Source organism: Paenibacillus thiaminolyticus (genome assembly GCF_007066085.1).
GTDB lineage: Bacteria > Bacillota > Bacilli > Paenibacillales > Paenibacillaceae > Paenibacillus_B > Paenibacillus_B thiaminolyticus.
Genome location: NZ_CP041405.1, coordinates 1,113,153 through 1,134,073, shown reverse-complemented (window position 1 = coordinate 1,134,073; position 20,921 = coordinate 1,113,153). Strand labels below are relative to the sequence as shown.

The following is a 20,921-nucleotide window of genomic DNA, read 5'->3' as shown; positions in this document are numbered from 1 at the left end:
CATACAGCCCCGGACCGACATAAGCGGTCCCGGGGCTGTTCTTCATTTAAGGGGTTCCGGCCTGCCCGCCGAATCGCTTGGCGACCGTATTCTTCAAGGTCTCCATAAACGCTGATGCCGCATGGGACATATAACGGCCTTCACGGTAGGCGATGACGAGGGTGCGCGCGGGGCGTCCGGCTAGCGGCAGGTAGGCGGGGACGAATTCGATGCGCGGCGCCCGCGCGATGAACGCGGGGACGAGCGCAACGCCCATTCCTGCGGCCACGAGCGATTGCACGGTCTCGATATTGCTGCTCTCGAATACGACATTCGGCCGGAATCCGGCCTGCTCGCACAGATCCATCGTCAGCTGGCGGAAGCCCTGTCCCCGCTTCAGGAGGATGAACGGCTCGTCCTGCAAGGAAGCGAGCGGTACCTCTTCGGCGGGAGCTCCGCCCTGGGGCAGGAGCGGATGCTGGCTGGGGACGGCGAGCAGAATCTCCTCGTCGACGAGCGGCTCCCAGGTCAGGGCCGGGTCGGTTAGCGGCAGCGAGAGCAGGCAAAGATCGTTTTTTCCTTGAGCCGTCATCCGTTCCAGGTTGGACGTAGACGTATCCTCCACGAGCACGAGCTCGATATCCGGGTAGATAGAATGGAACGAAGGAAGCACATGCGGGAGCAAATGAGAGCCCGTAATCGGCATCGTCCCGATGACGACCTTGCCTTTTTTCGTCTGGCTGATATCGGCCATTTCACTTTTTAATTGCTCCATCGCATCCCATATTTTTTGAGCGCGCTCGACGAAGATCTCGCCTGCATGCGTGAGCTCGACTGAGTTGGTGGTGCGGCGGAACAGCAGCACGCCGATTTCCTTTTCCAGCTTGGACAGCTGCTGGCTGAGCGAGGGCTGAGCGATATGCAGCTTCTCGGCTGCCCGCGAGAAATTGCGTTCCTGCGCAATCTGCACCGCATATTGTAGTTGCCGGAATTCCATAGGTATGTCCTCCAATGTATGAATATCGCTAACTCCATGATGTACAGATGAGTTATAGGTTGAACCTATCATTGTTATAGATATTATATCTTGGATCAATGAAGAAGCAAATGCTATATTCATTCTAATAGTACAGCGCATTATGCGGAGAGGTGAAGAACGAATGGCTGCTAAGAAAACGATGTATGAAAAAATTTGGGATGATCACGTTATCGTTCAAGAGGAAGGAAAGCCGGGGATCTTGTATATTGACCTGCACCTGGTGCATGAAGTCACATCGCCGCAGGCGTTCGAAGGGTTGCGCATGAGCGGCCGCAAGGTGCGCAGACCGGAATTGACGTTCGCGACGATGGACCACAACGTGCCAACGAAGGATCGCTTCAATATTACCGATCCGATCTCGAAGCAGCAGATCGACACACTGTCCAAAAACTGCGAGGAGTTCGGCGTGACGCTGTTCGATCTGAACAGCATCGATCAAGGGGTCGTGCACGTCATGGGCCCTGAGCTGGGCCTGACCCATCCGGGCAAGACGATTGTATGCGGAGACAGCCATACGTCCACTCACGGGGCGTTCGGAGCGCTCGCCTTCGGTATCGGCACAAGCGAGGTCGAGCATGTACTGGCTACCCAATGCCTGCAGCAAGCCAAATCGAAGACGATGGAAGTGCGCTTCGTCGGCAAACGGAAGCCGGGCGTCACGGCGAAGGACATGATTCTCGGGTTCATCGCGCAATACGGAACGGACTTCGCGACGGGCTATGTCATCGAATATACGGGAGAAGCGATTCGCGAGCTGACGATGGAAGAGCGGATGACGGTATGCAACATGTCGATTGAAGCGGGGGCGCGTGCCGGACTGATCGCGCCGGACGAGACGACATTCGAATATTTGCGCGGACGCCAGTATGTTCCTCAGGGCGAAGCGTTCGACAAGGCGATCGAACGCTGGAAGCAGCTTGGCACGGATGAAGGGGCCTCCTATGACATGGTCGTGGAAGTCGATATGGACAGCCTCATTCCACAGGTGACCTGGGGCACAAGCCCTGGCATGGGAACGGATATTACGGCTGCGGTGCCGAATCCGGCCGATTTCAAGACAGAGAATGAGCGCAAGGCCGCGGAGAAGGCGCTTGAATATATGGGGCTGACGCCGGGAACGCAGATGACCGAGATCGGCATCGATTATGTGTTCATCGGATCGTGCACGAACGGACGGATTGAAGATTTGCGCGCGGCCGCTGAAGTGGCCAAAGGGCATAAAGTAAGCGGCAAGGTCACCGCAATCGTCGTGCCTGGATCGGGCCGCGTCAAATTGCAGGCTGAGCGCGAAGGGCTGGACGCCGTGTTCAAGGAAGCAGGCTTCGAATGGCGTGACGCCGGATGCAGCATGTGCCTTGCGATGAATCCGGACGTATTGCAGCCGGGCCAACGCTGCGCGTCGACTTCGAACCGGAACTTCGAAGGACGCCAGGGCCGCGGAGGGCGCACCCACCTCGTCTCTCCAGCGATGGCAGCTGCCGCTGCCATTAAGGGGCATTTCGTCGATGTCCGCAATTGGGAATTCAACTCGGAAGTATTGAATTAGGAGGGAACGGACGATGCAACCATTTACAACGATGACGGGATTGGTGGCGCCGGTAGATCGCGTGAACGTAGATACGGACGCCATCATTCCTAAGCAATTTTTGAAGCGTATCGAGCGCAGCGGGTTCGGGCAATTTCTGTTTTACGAATGGCGTTTTGATGAGGAAGGGAAGGAAATTCCGTCTTTCTCGCTCAATCAGCCGCAGTACGACGGAGCGTCCGTATTGATCTCGCGAGCTAACTTCGGCTGCGGATCCTCGCGTGAGCACGCGCCGTGGGCGATTCTCGACTATGGATTCCGCTGTGTGATTGCTCCTTCCTTTGCGGATATTTTTTATAATAATTGTTTCAAGAACGGTATTCTTCCTATCAAGCTGTCGGAGGAGCAGGTGGAGGACCTGTTCCAGCGAACGGCGAGCCATGAAGGCTACAAGCTTCATATCGACCTGGAGTACAAACAGTTAACCGATGATTACGGCCTGTCCTGTTCGTTCGACCTCGATGAGCACCGCCGCCAATTTTTGCTTCAGGGACTCGATGATATCGGGTTGACCCTCCAGCATGAGGATGCGATTGCCGCGTATGAGGCGAAGCATGCCGAGCGCCTGGCCGCTTCCGCATCTTAATAAGAAACAGTGCAATCCATAAGACTCCCTGCCGCGAAGACTCTTCGCAGAGGGAGTCTTGTTCGTTGTTGGCAGCTTGACTCCGCATAGAGCGTGACATATACTCGGCATGATGATACGCATGATGCGAAGGGCTTACCTTGTTGTTCAAGAGGGGGAAGTTACATGAGAGAACGGCTGATGCAAGCGGCCTTGGACTTGATGTCGATACAGGGACTCAAATTTACGATGAGTGATCTGGCCGGGGAGATGGGGATTAGCAAGCGAACCATTTATGAGCATTTCTCGTCGAAAGAGGAGTTGATCGGCGCGATTGTTGACCAATCGATCGATGAAGTTATCCAGCTTGAGAAAGGGATTTACGAGAATCCGCAGTGGAGCAGTCTGGAGAAGCTGAAGCGGGTGCTCTCCATCGTGCCGAGCGGGCTGAAGCTGAGCGATCAGCGGCTGCTGGCGGAGATGAAGCGGCTTGCTCCACATGAATGGAATAAAATCAACAATTATTTGCAGGAAGAATGCGGCTGGTCTACCGTGAGCAATATTATTGAAGAAGGCATTGCCGCCGGGGAAATACGGCCTGTCCATGTGCCGAGCGTCGTGCAGATGATGATCGGGGCTTCGGCCGCCTTGTTCGAGCCTGAATTTTTGATGCGGTCATCCTGTACGCTGCAGCAAGCGGTAGCCTTGATGGCAGAGACGATGACGCTGGGGCTGGCGGCTCCGGCAAGCGATGCAGAGACGCCCGCTTGAATGGCAAAATGGCGGGAAATGCCGGTTAACGATATACGAAGATGTAGAGGAGAAGCGAAGCAAGCACGCTTGGCAGGCCGAGCAAGAGCAGCGTAGCGCTGAAGCTTGTCTGCCTGCGCGTATCATCCTCCGAGTTGCGGGTGTAATTGAATTGCCAATAGCGATGATCCCTGAACGTGCCGGACAGCAAGCCGGCACATGCCCATAGTCCGAGACCGACGAAGCCGTTGATGAGGAACATGTGGTACAGATTGCCCGTAACCAACGCATAGATTCCCGTAACTCCTATGATGATCAATCCCCATAGGATGCGGATGTACATAGATAGCGCCCCCGTTACTAATTATTCCATCGACATCTATTATACGATGATATGGCTAATAATGGAATGGATTGATTGCAAATAACCGCCTTATCCGAAGGGATAAGGCGGTTCGTTCGTTCCGATGCGCATATTAAGATTTGGAATTAACGATGACTTGCTGTCTCGCTTCTCCTGCATGGTCGCCTTGCTTCACCTTGACATCCTTCGCGGAGCGAAGCGGGATTTCCTTCAGGAAGAAGGTGAGGATGACGGCTACCGCAGTGACGATTGCTCCCGTCAGGAAGGTGCTGGTAACGCCGTAGCTAAGCGCTTCGCGCACCATATGAACGAGATTGTCGACCATCGTCTGCAGCTCGGGCGGCAGCTGGTTTATGATGCTTTCCAGCTTCGGCTGATCGAGCAGCGTCTGCGGATTCATCACTTCCTTGAGCGACTCCGCGTATTTCGGGTCGATTTGCATTTGTCCGCCAGCAGCGCCGGATGCCGCGCCAAGTTCGGTCATTTTGCTAGTCATGTGCGAGTTCATGACGGTACCCATCACGGCGATTCCGATCGTTCCGCCCAAGGAACGGAACAGCTGCGACGATGCGGTCGCCACGCCGAGCTGCTGCGGCTCTACCGCATTCTGAATCGTCAGGGAGAAGACAGGCATGCTGATCCCGAGACCGAGACCGACGATGCACATGTAGATAATCGTAATATAAATCGCTGTATCCGGAGTCATAAAGTGCAGCAGCACCATGCCGAAGGTCATAATGAGCAGGCCGCCGATGGCCATCTTTTTATATTTTCCCGTCTTCGAGATGAACTGTCCGATAAATGCCGTACACAGAATCATAACGACAGACATCGGCATAGTGACATAACCCGAATAGGTCGGGGAGATGCCCTTCACCCCTTGCACAAAGAAGGGAACATAAATAATGGCGCCCATCATGCCGGCATTCAATACGAATCCGGCCAGGTTCGAGACTGTGACGATGCCGTTGCGGAACAGCGACAGCGGCAGCACCGGTGATTTAACCTTCATTTCCACCAAAATGAAAATAATGAGGGAAACGAGGGTAGCCGAGAACAAGCCGATAATTTGCCATGAACCCCAAGCATATTTGCCTGCGCCGTCTCCCGCCCAGGAGAAGGCGAGCAACAGCGGTACGATAGTCGTCGTCAGGAACACCGAGCCCCAATAGTCGATCGATTCTCCAACTTTGCGCTCCACTTTCGGGAACAGGGAGATAATCATAAAGAAGGCGATAATGCCAAGCGGCAGGAACATCCAGAATACCCATCTCCAATCAAGATGGTCGACCAGATAGCCCCCAAGCGGAGGCCCCAGTACGCTGGACAGGCCGAACACGCCGCTCATGATGCCCATCCATTTCGCCCGCTCACGCGGCGCATAGAGATCGCCGACCGCCGTGAATGCGGTAGACATTATAATGCCGGCGCCCATCCCCTGGATGCCGCGGAAGGCAATCAATTGAAAAATATCAGCGGAAAAACCGCACAAGAATGCGCCCAGCATAAAGAGCGCTATACCTGTCAAAATAAAAGGCTTGCGCCCATAAATGTCGGATAATTTGCCGACCAGCACGGTAGCGACCGTCGAGGTGAGCAGATAAATCGTAATTGCCCATGTATAATAGTCCATCCCGCCAAGCTTCGCGATAATGCGCGGCATGGCAACGCCGATGATCGTCTGATTGATGGCCGAGAAGAACATCGCAGCCATAATCGCGATCATGATCGTTAGTTTTCGTTTTTCTGATAAATGTTCCATAAATCCACTCCTTGTCTTACTCCATTACTCTTCAAGCATTTCTTTCTCATATTTGTCCAGGTTCTCCAGCAGCTTCTCATAGGTACGATTGAGATGCTGCAGATCGTCTGCTGGCAAGTTATTGAACAGATAGCGGATGATCTCCAGCCGCTCCTGATGAAGCTCCCTCATCACGTCCATGCCTTTGTCGGTAATCTCCAGAAAGACAACCCTGCGATCCTCTTCATCGCGCTTGCGCTGCGCATACCCGCTCGCGATCAGCTTGTCGGAAATGCTGGTGACGCCGCCGGGCGTAATGCCAATCGACTCCGCTAACCCGGACACCTTCTGCGGCCCTTCGGTCGCCAGCTTCACGAGAATATAAGTCTGCGAATCCGACAAGCGATCGTTGAACTTCTTCTTGCGCAAGCACTGAATCTTGCGGGACACTCGCCAGAACAGCCGCTCGAACTGAACAAGATCTTCATCCCTCGCCATTATCCAACCTCCTTTAGTTGCTATAATTTATACAAAATATAATGTATACAAGTTAAATAGTTTACCTACTAAAATAAAAAGCAATTTATAGTATATCCCTTTTGTTAAAATGGCGTCAACCTTTTTTTAAATTTTTGGTTGCCACGTCGTCCCGCTTCTATTACCTTAATAAGTAAGGAAAAATATACCCGAAAAATGTTGAAATCACGCAACTTTTGGTCATGTTTTCCGTCTAATATATCGTCTGGTCTGAACACATAGACAGATAGGCCGGAACAATTTGAAAGGATGTAGAGGTGAAGATGAAAAAAGGAAAAAAATTTGGTGTAGCTCTGATGCTCATGTGGTTGTTCATGCTGTTTCCTCAATTGGGACAAGCTGCTCCGACAGGAGCCTTGTACCTGGATGGCAATTCCATTCCATTGCCCGAAAAGATTACGTTAGTTAATTCGGTCACTATGATTCCGGTTCGCGTCGTGTCGGAACAGTTAGGGTACAAGGTCGATTGGGACCCGAAGGCGAAGTCGGTAGCCATATATAATGACAGCAATCGATTGACTATGGCCGTCGATCAGAAGACGGCAACGGTAAATGACAAGGAAGTAAAGCTGGATGTAGCTCCGATGCTGCAAAAGGGCACCACACTTGTACCCCTGCGGATCATCGGGGAAAATATGGGATTGACGGTAGATTGGGACAGGGAGACCAAGTCGGTCTATCTGTTCACGGCTGACGAGTCATCCGAAGTCGTCCCGCCAACGCCGGGGACCCCGAGCGGCGAGGACGCGAATGGTAGCTCGGATAACGGCAAATCCGATGACAACGGTGGCGGTGTCGTGAACCCTCAAGAAGGGGATGCCCTAATCACTGATTTTTCATTCATCGATAATAAGTTACATATCGCTGCTACTCGCAGCGTCACGCCGAGCATCATGACGATGGACTCTCCGGATCGGGTCGTTATCGACTTCCCGAAGGCAGTATTTTCCGATGAATTTTTGGAGAAATTCGGTTTCAACAGCGGCAGTCAGGGGGAAATGGAACTTACGGACTACCCTGACGTGCAGCGAATCCGCTTCGCGATGTTCAGCGACAGCCCGAATACGGTCCGGTTCGTCATTGACCTGAACAGCCCGAATCACGGGAAGATTGTCTATAACGAATCGGGGCTGACTTCGATCGAACTTGTTCCGGGCAAAGACACCTCCGAGCCGAAGCCTCCGATCAAGACGGACGGCAAGTATACGGTCGTTATCGATGCCGGTCACGGCGATCATGATTCCGGGGCCGTCAGCGTGAAGAAGCGGTACGAGAAAGATTTCAATCTGTCGCTCGCTCTGAAGGTTGGCGAGATTTTGAGTCAAGACGACCGGTTCAACACCGTACTGTCACGCGAGGACGACACGTTCCTGGAGTTAAGTGAACGGGCGCAGCTTGCGAACAGTCTGAATGCGGATCTGTTCGTGTCGATTCATGCGAACAGTGTTGACAATAAACCTTCTGTGTCGGGCACGGAGACATACTACTGGCGCTCGGAGAGCAAGGCGTTCGCCGAGACGATGCACAAGCATCTGATGGAAGGAACGCAATTCAAAGACCGCGGTGTCCGCCAGGCAAATCATCATGTCACGAGAGAGACGAAAATGCCGGCCATTTTGCTTGAAGTCGGGTTTTTGACCAATGCCGCCGAAGAAGCCCAGCTTTTTGACGAACAGTTCCAACAGCGCGTCGCCGACAACATCGTCAAGGGGATTCTTGACTATTTGGGCTTGTCCTGAGGATGAAGAACGCAACTTTTTGCTTCGTGTTGCGTTAGGAACGGTGTAAAGGAGGTCATTACTGATGAAAAATAAAAAATGGTGGGGATTGGCTGCGATCGTCCTGTCGATCTCTTTGGTTACTGCATGCGGCGCCAAGCCGACGACGAATGCCGGCCAGCCGGAGGTGCCTCCGACTGAGGTGCAGCCGGATAACGGGGCTGTTCAGGATCCGGATCACACGGATTCGAATCAGCAGGAACCGGATAAAGAAGAGCCTGCGAACCAAGAACCGGGGAAGCAGGAGAAGCAGGAGCAGTCAATTACGGCTTATGTGTCCGATGGCGATCTGATGGAATTAAAATCGTACTCCGCCAAGATTCAATTCGCGGATGATGAAGAGAAGTATAGAGAAGCGCTGAAGGCGCTCCAGACGTCTGATAATCCAGAAGACACTCCGTTATGGGCAAAAATAGAATTCAAGTCAGTGAAGCTGAGCGACGGAACATTGACCGTTGATATCCATATTCCGGACGATGCCCGTCTCGGCGCCGGTGGCGAATCGTTCGCTATCGAAGCATTGACGAAGACACTGTTCCAATTCGACGAGATCAAAGCGATTGATGTGCTCGTAGACGGCCAAGCTGAGGAGAGCATGATGGGGCATGTTACGCTGGAGCATCCGATCCACCGACAATAATACGAACTTTTTGGGAACAGGGGCAGGAATTGCCCCTGTTCTTGTCGAAATGGAACTACTTATAGCAATTTTCATGGACTATTACATGGACTATTACATGGACTATTTGGGGAAGGGGATTACATATGCACTCGAATAATACACAACCAAAGCGCAAGTTCCGTACGCTTGGCAGCGCGCTGCTTGCCGTCTCGCTGACGCTCACTTCCGCGCCAATGGCAGTTATGGCGGCAGAGTCCGCACAGACGGCGCAGAATCAGTCTGCGTCCGCGGGAGTCAGCCCGATGTTCAGCGATGTTAATTTGGGATTCTGGGCTGAGAAGCATATACATAAGCTCGCAGCTTTGGATATTTTGAAGGGCAACAACGGCAAATTCCGCCCGAATGACGACGTCACCCAGCAAGAGGCGATCACGATGGCGATCCGCTTCATGGGTCTGCAGGGAGAATTGAACTCGTCCGATTCAGTTGCTCTGCCAGCCGACTTCAAGGTGGGCGAAATTTTCAAGCCTTACGTCGTGCTTGCCTTCCAGAAGGGGCTTATCGACAAGAACGAGGAAATGGCGAATCCGGATCCGAAGAGCAGCTGGGGCGAGAAGAAAGCGACGCGGGAATGGATTACGAAAATCCTCGTACGTGCCGTCGGCAAGGAAGAGGAAGCCAAGCAGGCGAAGAGCAAGCAGACTTCTTTTGCCGATAACAGCAAGATTTCCTCGTCTGCGCTCGGCTATGTCAATACTGCCGTCGATTTGAAGCTGGCAGCCGGCCTGAACGGCAACAAATTCGACCCGCTGGGCAAGGTCACGCGCGCGCAGCTTGCGACCTTTTTCAGCCGCGGGGAGAAGATAGCGGACGTCAAGCGCGAGAACGAGTCGATTGGCTATATTATGGAGCTGACGGACAAGGAAATCCGCTTGTACGGGGAGAATGACCAGGCTTCGACGTTCCGTCTCGATGACAAGACGCTGTATTACCAGGCCGATTCGGATAAAGCGATCAAGGCATCCGATCTGGCGCTGTACACGAAGGTGCGAGTCCTTGGCAGCGGCGGGGCCGGCGCTTTCGTCGAGCTGCTCGACAGCACGCCGCAGGTGGAATCCTCTCAAGCTACGCTGAAATACGCCGTTAGCTCGGAGAACAAGCTGTACGTGAAGCGTGACGGCACAGCGGATTTGACTGAAATTTTCTATGATTCGTCGACCGTGCTGAAAGACGCAAGCGGCAACTCGATCCAGGCTTCGCAGCTGACGGAGGACAGCGTGCTGGAGATTAAGCGGGAAACCTTTACCTCCGATCGCAAAGTAATCGAGCTTCAAGTGAAGTCCGGCCCTGTCAACAAATCGGACAAGGGCACCGTTGTCGCCGTTGACGCGACCAACCGTTCCATTACGATAAAGCCAGAGAGCGGAAGTGAAGAGACCTTCACCGTCGCTGAGGATGCGGTTGTGCGCTACAAGGATCAACTGATGAACGGCATCAAAGATCTGAAGCCGGATTCGGCAATCTCCTACGTGGTTAAGAACAGCATCGTCCAGTCGATTGAACTGACCCAATTGACGGAGTTGACGATGACGGGCCGTCTGTACGAGAAGGGAGCCGCGAAGACGAGCTTGACGATCCGCAAGGAGAATGACAAGCTGGAAGCGAAGATGCTCGCGCCTAACGTGGAAATCATTATGGAAGGCATCAAGGTTCCGACGTTCGATGATCTGGTTGCCGGAGAATTCGGCGATCGGGTGGAACTGACGTTGAACAGCGATGATCTGGTTACGAAAATTAAAGTGCTCGATCGCAAGCTGGAGACGCTGATCGGGGTAACGGTAATCAACTATGACCGAACGAACAATCTGTTGACCGTAATGGACGCGAATAAAGTGCCTTACGCCTTGAAATTGACCAATGAGACCCGCTTCGAACGCAACGGCGATAGTGTGTACATCGATGATATCGTAAGCGAACTGCGGGAGGGCAAGAAGAAAGCGAATATCCAGCATACGGCCAATCAAGCGCTGCTGGTCCAATTCGTCAACAAGTTCGAAGGCACGTTCATCTCAGCCAGCGGCACCGCGAAGACGGTGACGATGAAGCTGGAGAACGGCATGGCGGTTACGCTGCCATACAAAAACACTACATTGTACGTGGAGAGATTCGATAAGACGAGCGCAACGGTGGCCGATCTCCGTAGCGGCGATTATGTCGTAGCCTACTTAACGGACGATCAGACGACCGTGAACTCCCTGGCGCTGCGCACCGTCGAGCAGTTCGAGGTACAATCCGTCGATACATCGCGCAATCGTATCCGTCTGCGCACGTCCGGTTCGAACGTAGAGGAATTCAGCGTAGGCAGCACGTCATTCTATGATCTTGACCGCAAGAGAATCAAGTTGGCCGATATTAAGCCTAACGAGTATCTTAATGTGGTGATGGACGGCCGCAACTTCGTCGAGGCAAGCAAGGTGCAAGTGACCTATGGACGCATCGAATCGATTGACGCCTCTTCGGGAGTGTTAACGGTTCGTGACAATGAGGGCAGCGCATCGGTGCATCAGCTCGGTAAAAATCCGGTTATTCAGGTGGACGAGTCTTCCACAGGCAGTGTCAATGCGCTCAAAACCGGCGATCGGGTCTTTGTACGCAAGAACGTTGACGGTCTGACTACGGTCAATCTGATCACCGGCACGAAGCGGAGCTTCTGGAGAGTAAGCGGAGATGATCTGTATGTGAAGCGTTCGCTTGCGGAGAGCAATTATATCTTCAACATGGCGTCAAATGTGTATGTTCATTCCAAAGGAGACAAAATTTCATTGTCTACGATCAAGGAAGACACTGAAATTATGCTCTATATCGTGAAAAACAAGGTTGTTGAAATCGAAAGATTGTCTTAAAATACAGTAGGGTTGTATCTGACCGTCTCATTCCTGTTCAGGGATGAGACGGTTTTTACCTAAGGAATGGAGGGAAAGAATTGGCAACCAGTGCACGTGTACGCCGAATATTGGATACGATCGCCAGCATGTATCCGGATGCGCATTGCGAGTTGATCCATTCCAATCCGTTCGAATTGACGATTGCCGTTCTGTTGTCGGCCCAATGCACGGACGAGACCGTCAATAAAGTAACCGCGGACTTGTTCCGGAAGTATAAGCGCCCCGAGGATTATTTGGCGGTGCCACTGGAGGAACTGCAGGCGGACATCCGGCGGATCGGGCTGTACCGCAACAAGGCAAGCAATATCCAGAAGCTGTGCCGTATGCTGCTCGACAAGTATGACGGCGAGGTGCCTCGGGAGCATGCCCAATTAACCGAGCTTCCCGGTGTCGGGCGCAAGACGGCGAATGTCGTTGTCTCCAATGCGTTCGGCGTGCCGGCGATCGCGGTCGACACGCATGTGGAGCGGGTAGCCAAGCGCTTGAAGCTGGCCGATGAACAGGACAGCGTGCTGGAAGTGGAGAAGAAGCTGATGCGCAAAGTTCCGCGGGACGAATGGACGCTTACGCATCACCGGCTTATATTTTTTGGACGTTATCATTGCAAAGCGCAGTCGCCCCGGTGCGAGATTTGTCCTCTCATCGATTGCTGCCGCGTGGGAAAAGCACGTATGAAAGCGACCAAACCAAGAAAGACTGGAAAATAAAAGAACGTGAATAGGAGCGGTCGCGATGAAATGCATTTCTGTCTATACGAATGATTTTGAGCAGTTTTCCGATATCTACGAGGCCATTATTCAGACTCCGCTGCAGGAGGATGAGGAGAAAGAAGTAGAAGGCGTCATGATATACGGAGCCGGCGAGGTGCCTGCGCAATATGTGGATCGCATGCGCCAGAAGCGGGGGGTCGTCGTGATGAAGGTGAAGGATTTGGGCATCACCATTTTGCAGCACGGGGAGCAATTTGAAATTATCCTCCCGGAACAATAAAATATGGTAAACTAGAAACCGAGTCTAAGGCGGATGCAGCCAAGGCTCGGTTTTCATTATATCAGGCCTTATTATCGCAGACCGGAGGACATGAAGATGCTGGACTTGAATGCAAAGCAAACGGCCGCAGAAACGACAGCAGGAATTAGCTCCATGGAAGCGTGGCTCAAACATACGGCGGATCAATTCCGCGAGACAGGAGATCACGCCAGGAGCCGGCAAATGCTTGATTTGCTCGGCAAATGGCGGGAAGGCACGATTATTTTGGCGTTCTGCGGGCATTTCTCTGCCGGCAAATCGACGGTGATCAACCGGCTGTGCGGAGCGGATCTGCTGCCGTCCAGCCCCATCCCGACAAGCGCGAACGTGGTCACTGTTCGCTACGGCAAGCGGCGCGCCGATATCATGCGCAGGGACGGCGAGCAAGCGAGCGTTGTTTCCGTGCCAATTGAACAGCTGGCAGAGGTATGCCGTGACGGGGAGGCCGTGGAACGGGTGTATCTGTACAATGAAGCCGATTGGCTGAAGGAAGGGGCCGCTCTGCTCGATACGCCCGGAGTCGATTCGGCCGATCCGGCTCATCGGGAAGCGACCGAAGCGGCTATGCACTTGGCAGATGTCGTGTTCTATGTTACGGATTACAATCATGTTCAATCGGAATATAATTTTGCATTTGCGAAGGAAGTGGCCGATGCCGGCAAGCCGCTCATCTGGATCGTGAACCAGATAGACAAGCACCGGGAGCGCGAGATCGCCTTCGACATCTACCGCGACGACGTGAAGCGGGCGTTGGATGCTTGGCAGCTCAAGCCGGCTGCCATTTTCTATGTCAGCTTGAAGGAGCCGGATCATCCGCTGAACGAATGGGCAACGCTGGAGCGCTATATGCGCCGCATCGTCGAGGACAAGGCGGCATTGGTACGGTTCGGCGTGGAGCGGGCAGCGAGGGAACTGGCCGTCTCCCATATCGCGATGCGCATCGCGCCGATTGAGCAGGCGCGGCAGGCGTGGATTGAAGCCCTAGGCGGGACGGAAGCGGCACAGGCGCTGAGGCAGCGCTGGGAGACGCAGCAGGCGGCCGTGCGTGCCGTGGAGGCCGAAGCGCAATCCTTGTCTTCGGCCTTCCAGGAGGCGCTGCAGAAGCTGCTGCGGGATGCGAATATTACGCCGGCGGCGACGCGTGACCTGGCCCAGTCGTATTTGGAAGCGCGGATGCCTGGCTTCCGGGTCGGGCTGCTCTTCTCCGGACAGAAGACGGAGCAGGAACGCGAGCGGCGCCTCGCCGCCTTCGCGGACGCTTGGCGGGAAGGAATCCGCGCCAATGCGGAGGTCCATGTGCTGCGCATGATTCGGGAAGCAGCCCATGCTGCCGGCATGGACGAGGCGAAGGCAGCCGCAGAGCTGGAAGCGGCGCTGCCGGCGCTGGATGGTCCATGGCTGGCACAAGCGGTTCAGCCCGGGGCAGGAGCCCCTTCGGAGTATACGCTCAATTATTGCCGCGCGCTCGGTGATGAGGCGCGCTCGCTAATTCGCCGCGCCGTCCTGGCTCAGGCCGAGCCGTACCTCGCTGCGCAGCGGACCCGGCTGGAGCGGAAGGCCGAGGCGCAGCGGGCGCTGGCTGGCGAGCTGAGCGCCGAGCTGGCGGAAGACGAGCGGCTGGCCGCGCAGGAGCACGCCATGACGGCACAGCGCACCGCGCTGATCGCCTCGTGGGAGGGCGTCCGTTCTATCGAAGCGGACGACCCGCAGCGCTTGCTGCCACCGGTGGAGCGGCCGCAGACGCGCCGCCTGCCGGCACAGGACAACGGCGCAGCGGCGGCAGCGCCCCCTTCACTGCGCGGACCGCTGCCAGCCGCAGCGGAAGCGCCAGCGGGCGCACCCGTGCAAGCGGCCGGGGCGCGTCGGCTGCTGCGCGATGCGGCGCAGCGGCTGACGCAGGCCGCGCAGGCGCTGGCGCCGCTGCCGGCGATGCGTCCGCTGGCGCAAGGGCTGCGCGACAAGTCCGCGCGGCTAGAGGCGAACCGGTTCACGGTCGCCTTATTCGGGGCGTTCAGCGCCGGGAAATCGTCGTTCGCCAACGCCCTGATGGGCCAGGATGCGCTCCCGGTCTCGCCGAATCCGACGACGGCGGCCATCAATACGATCGCGGCGCCGACGGAGGATCATCCGCATGGTACGGCGCGTATTACGATGAAGAGCGAGGCGAAGCTGCTCGACGATGTTCGCTTCGCCCTGGAGAGCATGGGCGAGAGCGGGACCGCTGCTATGGATATGGATGAGGTGCTGAAGGCCCTGGACCGGCATTCGCCGGAAACGCTGCATCCGACCGGGCGTCCGCACTACAGCTTCATCCAGGCGGTCAAGCGGGGATATGACGACGCGCGTCCGCATCTCGGGGCGGCGCTTGATGTCGGCTGGGAGGAATATCGCGCCTACGTCAAGGATGAATGGAAGTCCGCGTTCGTCGAGCGGATTGACCTGCACCTGGACAGCCCGTTGACCCGGGAAGGGTTTGTGCTCGTCGATACGCCGGGCGCAGATTCCATTAATGCCCGCCATACCGGAGTTACCTTCAATTATATGAAAAATGCGGATATCATCCTGTTCGTAACCTATTACAACCACGCCTTCTCCCAGGCGGATCGCCAGTTCCTGACCCAACTCGGCCGCGTGAAGGACGCTTTCGAGCTGGATAAGATGTTCTTCCTGGTGAACGCTGCGGATCTGGCGGCGTCCGGGGAGGAGCTGGAAGGAGTCGTAAGCTACGTCTCGGATCGGTTGACGGAATTCGGCATTCGCCGTCCGCGCTTGTTCCCGGTATCGAGCCTGCGGGGACTGGAAGCCTCGCTGTCTGGCAACGCGGAGGGGTGGCAGGTTTCCGGACTTGCCGCCTTCGAGGAGCAATTCCTCCGCTTCGCTTCGGAGGATTTGGCAGGCCTGAGCGCGGAAGTATCCCGCCAGGAGCTGCGCCGGGTGCTGTCGCAGCTGCTGGCGATGTGGGACGCCGCGCATGCGGACGCATCGGAGCGGGCGCGCCAGGCGGAGCATAACCGGCAGGCGGCTTCCGAATGTGAGGCGCGTGCCCGCGAATGGCTGCATGCGGACGAGAGCGCCCGGCTGGAGCAGGAAGCCGACGAACTGCTGTACCATGTTCGGCAGCGGATGCTGTACCGGTTCAATGACAGCTTTGCATACGCGTTCAATCCGGCCTCTCTGCGGCAGGATGCTCGCGGCGGCGACGCCGCGCTGGAGCGGTGTTACCGCGAATGGCTGCGTCTGTTCCGCAAGGAGCTGTCCAATGAGCTGTACGCGACGTCGCTTCGGTTGGAGCAGACGGCCAAGCGGATCGTGCAGGCACAGCGTGCGCGTCTGCTCGAGCATTGCGAGCAGCAGCTTCCCGGCTTCGCCTTGGCAGCGGAACCGCTGGAGTCGTGGCCGACGCCGGAGGTACAAGAGCCTGCCGAACCTGCGGACGTATCGGTCCGCTGGCTGCGCTCTTATTTCCGCAATGCCAAAGCCTTCTTCGAAGGAGGAGGGCGCGATGCGCTTCGTCAGGCGCTCGAAGAGAAAGCGTCGCAGGCGATTCAACTGACCGTGCGCGACCATCGCGACGCGTTCGCGGAACATGCGCTGCAGCAGATGGGCCAGACCGCCCAACTGTTGCGCGGACAATGGGAGGATGCGCTTCGCGCCCATGCCGAGCGTCTTGATGAAGCATCGCGGACGGACTATGACGCCGAGCCGCTGCGTGAAGCGATCGAGGCGGTGCGGCGCACGTTGGAATGAGATGAGTTGAACGGGTTTCTATATCAAAAAGGCATCAATTCGAAGATAACGCTTACCACGTATGAACGGGGTAAGCGTTATTGTGTCTCTAGCGGCTAGGATCGAAGGAAATCAGATGATTTAAAAGAGATCATCGGATTCGTTATCTGAATTCTCGAAATAGGAAGTCATAGCCGGAATTATGAGCGAATTGCCGTTTTGCCGTTGGATGGGGCCGATGATAAACTGCAATACATCTAATGAGTGCGCGTTCAAAATGTTTGCCTTCCGATTCGTTCCGGTGTGCCGCGTCGGCGGGGACAGATGGTTTGAGCAGCCACCACGAAAGATAGTTAGGGAGGAGAAGTCCGATGAACGTCTTCAAACAGCTCGGCTCGTTCTACTGGCCCAAACGAGGCCTGCTGTTCGCATCGGTGTTTTGCTTGATTGTCGCGACGGCGCTCGGATTGGTTTATCCCAATCTGCTGCGCATTCTAATCGACGACGTGATAGCAAAAAAGCGGTTCGAATTGGTGCCTTGGCTGGCCATAACGGTAGTCGTCGTTGTCAGCATCAAAGGCATTTTGCAATTTATGCACGGATTTTTTGGCGGACGCCTGGGGAATCATGTGGCCTATGAAATGAGGGGCGCCTGCTATCGCAAGCTGCAATTTTTATCATTCCGCTATTATGACAAAGCAAGAACCGGCGACCTGATGTCTCGCCTGACCGCCGATTTGGAAGCGATTCGCAACTTTATCGGATTCGGGTTCGCTCAGATCCTGAATATGGTGCTGATGGTGGTCTTCGGCGCGGCGATGATGTTTTCGATCGATTGGGGGTTAACGCTAACTACCCTTGTCTCCATTCCGCTGCTCGTGTTCGTTGCCTTCCGCTTCGAATCCAAAATTCATCCGGCTTTCCGGGAAATGCGGATTGCATTCAGCCAATTGACGACGGCGGTCCAGGAGAATATTACCGGTGTGCGCACTGTCAAATCGTTCGCGCGCGAGAGCCATGAAGTCGATAAGTTCTCGGATCGGAACGAGGCGTACAAGGCAAACCAAATCTATGCATCGACCTTATGGGGGCGTTATTTTCCCTTAATGGAAATGCTGGCCTGCTTCTGTATCGTACTCCTCATCGCGGTTGGGGGAACGAAGGTTATCAACCGTTCAATGTCTCTTGGTGAACTGGTATCGTTCTTCAGCATGATCTGGTACATTATCGGACCAATGTGGGGCGTCGGCTTCCATATTAACAACTATACACAATCGAAAGCGTCCGGCGAACGGGTGCTGGAACTTCTGGACACGCCGGTAGACGTTGAGAACCGGAAGGATGCGATTGTGCTCAATGACAGCCAGGTCACAGGCCATGTCCAGTTCAATGACGTGACATTCCGCTATGAAGGCGATGTGGACGCCATCCGCAATGTGACGATTGATGCGGAGCCCGGCAAGGTCATCGGTCTTCTCGGTGGAACCGGTTCGGGGAAAACGACGATTATCCAGCTGTTGATGCGGGCCTATGACGTGAAGCAGGGAAGCATTATGTTGGATGGGCAGGATATCCGTAATGTGGATATTCAAAGTCTGCGCACCCAGATGGCGGCCGTATTCCAGGAGACGTTCCTGTTCTCTTCTTCCATTTATAATAATATCGCCTACGGGCGCGATGACGTGACGATGGAGGATGTCATTCGGGTAGCCAAGCTGTCTAAGGCGCATGACTTCATCATGGAGTTCCCGCTCGGCTACGATACGATTGTCGGGGAACGCGGACTCGGCCTCTCCGGAGGCCAGAAGCAGCGGATCGCGATCGCTCGAGCGCTGCTGAAGGATCCGAAGGTGCTTATTCTTGATGATGCGACCAGTGCCGTAGACATGGAGACTGAGCATGAGATTCAAGCCGGCTTCCAAGAGGTGATGAAGGGGCGCACGGTATTCATCATCGCGCATCGCATTTCTTCTCTGCGCCATGCGGATGAGATTATCGTCCTCGACAAGGGTGAGATTATTCAACGCGGCACGCACGACGAATTGATTCAGGTGCCGGGCACTTATCAGGATGTCTACCATATTCAATATGCTGACCAGTTGCAGGGCGCTGCGGCAGGCATGAGAGAGCAGGTGAGAGCATGAGCGCGATGAACGAAGCGGCTGCCGCCGGCCGGAAGGGGCGGGAGACTCCGCAGGATACATCACAGAAGCGATCCCGGTTCGTCTATCAGGATGACGAGATTATCGAGAAGCCGTTCAACTGGGCCCAAATGCGCCGCTTGCTCGTCTATATGAAGCCATACCGCAAGCAGCTGCTGCCGGTGCTGATCATCATGATGGTGCTGGGCACCATTACGAAGCTGGCGATCCCTTTCCTCATCAGCTACGCGATCGACCATGCGATACAGCCGGCGGTCGGGGATCCGTCGACACGGCTGCTCTATATTATTGCCGGAACGGTATTCGGCCTGTACCTCGTGCAATGGGCGGCCAACGCGTTCCGCATCAAGTTCATGAACGTGATCGGACAGCGGATCATTTACGATCTGCGGGCAGACCTGTTCAAGCATATTCAGAAGCTGTCCTTTCATTTCTATGACAAACGTCCGGCGGGTTCCGTACTCGTTCGGATTACCAACGACGTCAACTCGCTCCAGGATCTGTTCACGAACGGAGCAATTAATACCCTTGTAGACTGCTTGCAGTTGCTCGGGATCATCATCATTTTGCTGTTCCTTAATGTGCAGTTAGCGGTCGCCGTCATGATTACCGTGCCGATTATGTTCCTGATCTCGACCAAGCTGCGCAAAAAGATCCGTTTCGCTTGGCAGGATGTGCGCATCAAGCAGTCGCGCATTAACTCTCATTTGAACGAAGCGATTCAAGGCATCCGGGTAACGCAGGCGTACACGCAAGAGCAAGCGAACATGGAATATTTCGATCACATGAACCAGGTCAACAAGAAATCATGGGATCGGGCGTCCGCCATGAACCAGACGTTCGGACCGGTTATCGAGATTACGAGTGCTATCGGAGCGTTCATCCTGTTCATGCTCGGCTCGCATCTCGTGCAGACCGAGGCGATTACGGTCGGTATTCTGTTCGCCTTCGCACAATATATCGGGAACTTCTGGGAGCCGATCAACCGGCTCGGCCAGATGTATTCGCAGATGCTGATCGGTATGGCTTCGTCGGAGCGCATCTTCGAATTCATGGATGAGCGCCCGACCATCGCGGAAAAGGATCAAGCGCGAAAGATGCCGGAAGTGCACGGCGACGTGAATTTCGAAAACATTGTGTTCGAATACGAGAAAGGCCGCCCGGCGCTGCGCAACATCTCGCTGTCCGCCAAAGCGGGCGAATCGATTGCTCTCGTCGGACATACCGGCTCAGGAAAAAGCACGATCATCAGCCTGCTCAGCCGGTTCTACGATCCGACAGAAGGCCGCGTACTCGTTGACGGCATCGATATCCGGGATGTGACACTGGAAAGTCTTCGCTCCCAGATCGGCATCGTGCTGCAGGATACGTTCATCTTCTCGGGCACGATTCGCGACAATATCCGCTTCGGCCGGCTTGATGCTACGGATGCGGAGGTCGAAGCGGCCGCCAAGGCGGTATTCGCCCATGACTTCATCGTCAAGCTGAAGGACGGGTATGACACCGAAGTGCAGGAGCGGGGCAATCTGCTCTCTATGGGACAGCGGCAACTGCTCTCGTTCGCTCGGGCGCTGCTGGCGAATCCGCGCATTCTGATTCTAGATGAGGCGACGGCCAGTATCGACACCGAGACCGAGTTGAAAATCCAGGAGGCGCTGAAGACGCTGCTGCAGGGCCGGACTTCGTTCATCATTGCCCACAGGCTGTCGACGATTCGCCACTGCGATAACATCATCGTCTTGGATCACGGGGTGATTCAGGAGCAGGGGACCCATCAAGAACTGATGACGAAGCAAGGAACGTACTACGGCCTCGTCGCCGCCCAATATAAATATATGTAAGCTGAAAAAAGATGGCTCCATTCGCCCGAATCGACCTGGACCGCGCAAGCGAGTTGGGAGGTTCCGTGGATGGAGCTTTTTTGCTGTGGAAAGGCACCGGGGCCGGAATCCCCGCTATGCTCAGAAATTATGGGGTCGTAAAGTCATTGATAGCGACTTTCTTTTCATGACTCTCTATGGCAAATCGGGAACGGCGCAATCGATGCGGATGCTCAACTGCACTCTCCCCAGTGCTCAGAAAATCGGCCTAGAAATGCA

The 20,921-nt window shown here is 55.0% G+C and carries 15 protein-coding genes; 11 read left to right on the top strand and 4 right to left on the bottom strand.

Features of this window, described 5'->3' with window-relative positions; translation table 11 throughout:
* Positions 1-46 precede the first annotated feature (46 nt).
* Positions 47-976, bottom strand: a complete 930-nt coding sequence (locus FLT43_RS05065; protein WP_087441876.1) for a LysR family transcriptional regulator — start codon at positions 974-976, stop codon at positions 47-49.
* 163 nt (positions 977-1,139) lie between these two features.
* Between FLT43_RS05065 and leuC the strand changes: the two genes are divergently transcribed.
* The 3 genes from leuC (at position 1,140) to FLT43_RS05050 (ending at position 3,939) form a co-directional block, all read left to right on the top strand.
* Complete coding sequence (leuC, locus tag FLT43_RS05060; protein ID WP_087441875.1) at positions 1,140-2,564, top strand: 3-isopropylmalate dehydratase large subunit; 1,425 nt, start codon at positions 1,140-1,142, stop codon at positions 2,562-2,564.
* A gap of 13 nt (positions 2,565-2,577) precedes the next feature.
* Positions 2,578-3,189: a 3-isopropylmalate dehydratase small subunit gene (leuD, locus tag FLT43_RS05055; protein WP_087441874.1), complete on the top strand. Its 612-nt coding sequence runs from the start codon at positions 2,578-2,580 to the stop codon at positions 3,187-3,189.
* A 165-nt stretch (positions 3,190-3,354) separates the two neighbouring features.
* Positions 3,355-3,939 carry a TetR/AcrR family transcriptional regulator gene (locus FLT43_RS05050; RefSeq protein ID WP_087441873.1) on the top strand — a complete coding sequence of 195 codons (585 nt, stop codon included), beginning with the start codon at positions 3,355-3,357 and terminating at the stop codon, positions 3,937-3,939.
* A 25-nt stretch (positions 3,940-3,964) separates the two neighbouring features.
* Here the strand turns inward: FLT43_RS05050 and FLT43_RS05045 are convergent, their stop codons facing one another.
* The 3 genes from FLT43_RS05045 to FLT43_RS05035 form a co-directional block, all read right to left on the bottom strand.
* Positions 3,965-4,261 (bottom strand): DUF5316 domain-containing protein, encoded by a 297-nt coding sequence (locus FLT43_RS05045; protein ID WP_087441872.1) that lies wholly within the window; start codon positions 4,259-4,261, stop codon positions 3,965-3,967.
* Positions 4,262-4,394: 133 nt separating this feature from the next.
* Complete coding sequence (locus tag FLT43_RS05040; RefSeq protein WP_087441871.1) at positions 4,395-6,044, bottom strand: MDR family MFS transporter; 1,650 nt, start codon at positions 6,042-6,044, stop codon at positions 4,395-4,397.
* A gap of 24 nt (positions 6,045-6,068) precedes the next feature.
* Positions 6,069-6,521, bottom strand: coding sequence for a MarR family winged helix-turn-helix transcriptional regulator (locus FLT43_RS05035; RefSeq protein ID WP_087441870.1), 453 nt, complete (start codon positions 6,519-6,521; stop codon positions 6,069-6,071).
* Positions 6,522-6,823: 302 nt separating this feature from the next.
* Between FLT43_RS05035 and FLT43_RS05030 the strand changes: the two genes are divergently transcribed.
* From FLT43_RS05030 to FLT43_RS04995, 8 genes are all read left to right on the top strand, one after another.
* A complete protein-coding gene (locus tag FLT43_RS05030) occupies positions 6,824-8,299 on the top strand; it encodes an N-acetylmuramoyl-L-alanine amidase (RefSeq protein ID WP_087441869.1) in 1,476 nt (491 codons plus the stop codon).
* Positions 8,300-8,363: 64 nt separating this feature from the next.
* Positions 8,364-8,978: a GerMN domain-containing protein gene (locus tag FLT43_RS05025; RefSeq protein ID WP_087441868.1), complete on the top strand. Its 615-nt coding sequence runs from the start codon at positions 8,364-8,366 to the stop codon at positions 8,976-8,978.
* A 125-nt stretch (positions 8,979-9,103) separates the two neighbouring features.
* Positions 9,104-11,863 carry an S-layer homology domain-containing protein gene (locus FLT43_RS05020; protein WP_087441867.1) on the top strand — a complete coding sequence of 920 codons (2,760 nt, stop codon included), beginning with the start codon at positions 9,104-9,106 and terminating at the stop codon, positions 11,861-11,863.
* An 80-nt stretch (positions 11,864-11,943) separates the two neighbouring features.
* The gene (gene nth, locus FLT43_RS05015) at positions 11,944-12,612 is read left to right on the top strand and encodes an endonuclease III (protein ID WP_087441866.1); all 669 of its coding nucleotides are present in this window, start codon (positions 11,944-11,946) and stop codon (positions 12,610-12,612) included.
* A 25-nt stretch (positions 12,613-12,637) separates the two neighbouring features.
* On the top strand, positions 12,638-12,895 hold the full coding sequence (locus FLT43_RS05010) for an NAD/NADP transhydrogenase alpha subunit (RefSeq protein WP_087441865.1): 258 nt from the start codon (positions 12,638-12,640) through the stop codon (positions 12,893-12,895).
* Between the two features lie 96 nt (positions 12,896-12,991).
* Positions 12,992-16,681: a dynamin family protein gene (locus FLT43_RS05005; protein WP_244194140.1), complete on the top strand. Its 3,690-nt coding sequence runs from the start codon at positions 12,992-12,994 to the stop codon at positions 16,679-16,681.
* A 350-nt stretch (positions 16,682-17,031) separates the two neighbouring features.
* Positions 17,032-18,804, top strand: coding sequence for an ABC transporter ATP-binding protein (locus FLT43_RS05000; protein ID WP_087441863.1), 1,773 nt, complete (start codon positions 17,032-17,034; stop codon positions 18,802-18,804).
* The gene (locus FLT43_RS04995) at positions 18,801-20,663 is read left to right on the top strand and encodes an ABC transporter ATP-binding protein (RefSeq protein ID WP_087441862.1); all 1,863 of its coding nucleotides are present in this window, start codon (positions 18,801-18,803) and stop codon (positions 20,661-20,663) included. Before FLT43_RS05000 ends, FLT43_RS04995 begins: the two co-directional genes overlap by 4 nt.
* Positions 20,664-20,921 lie beyond the last annotated feature (258 nt).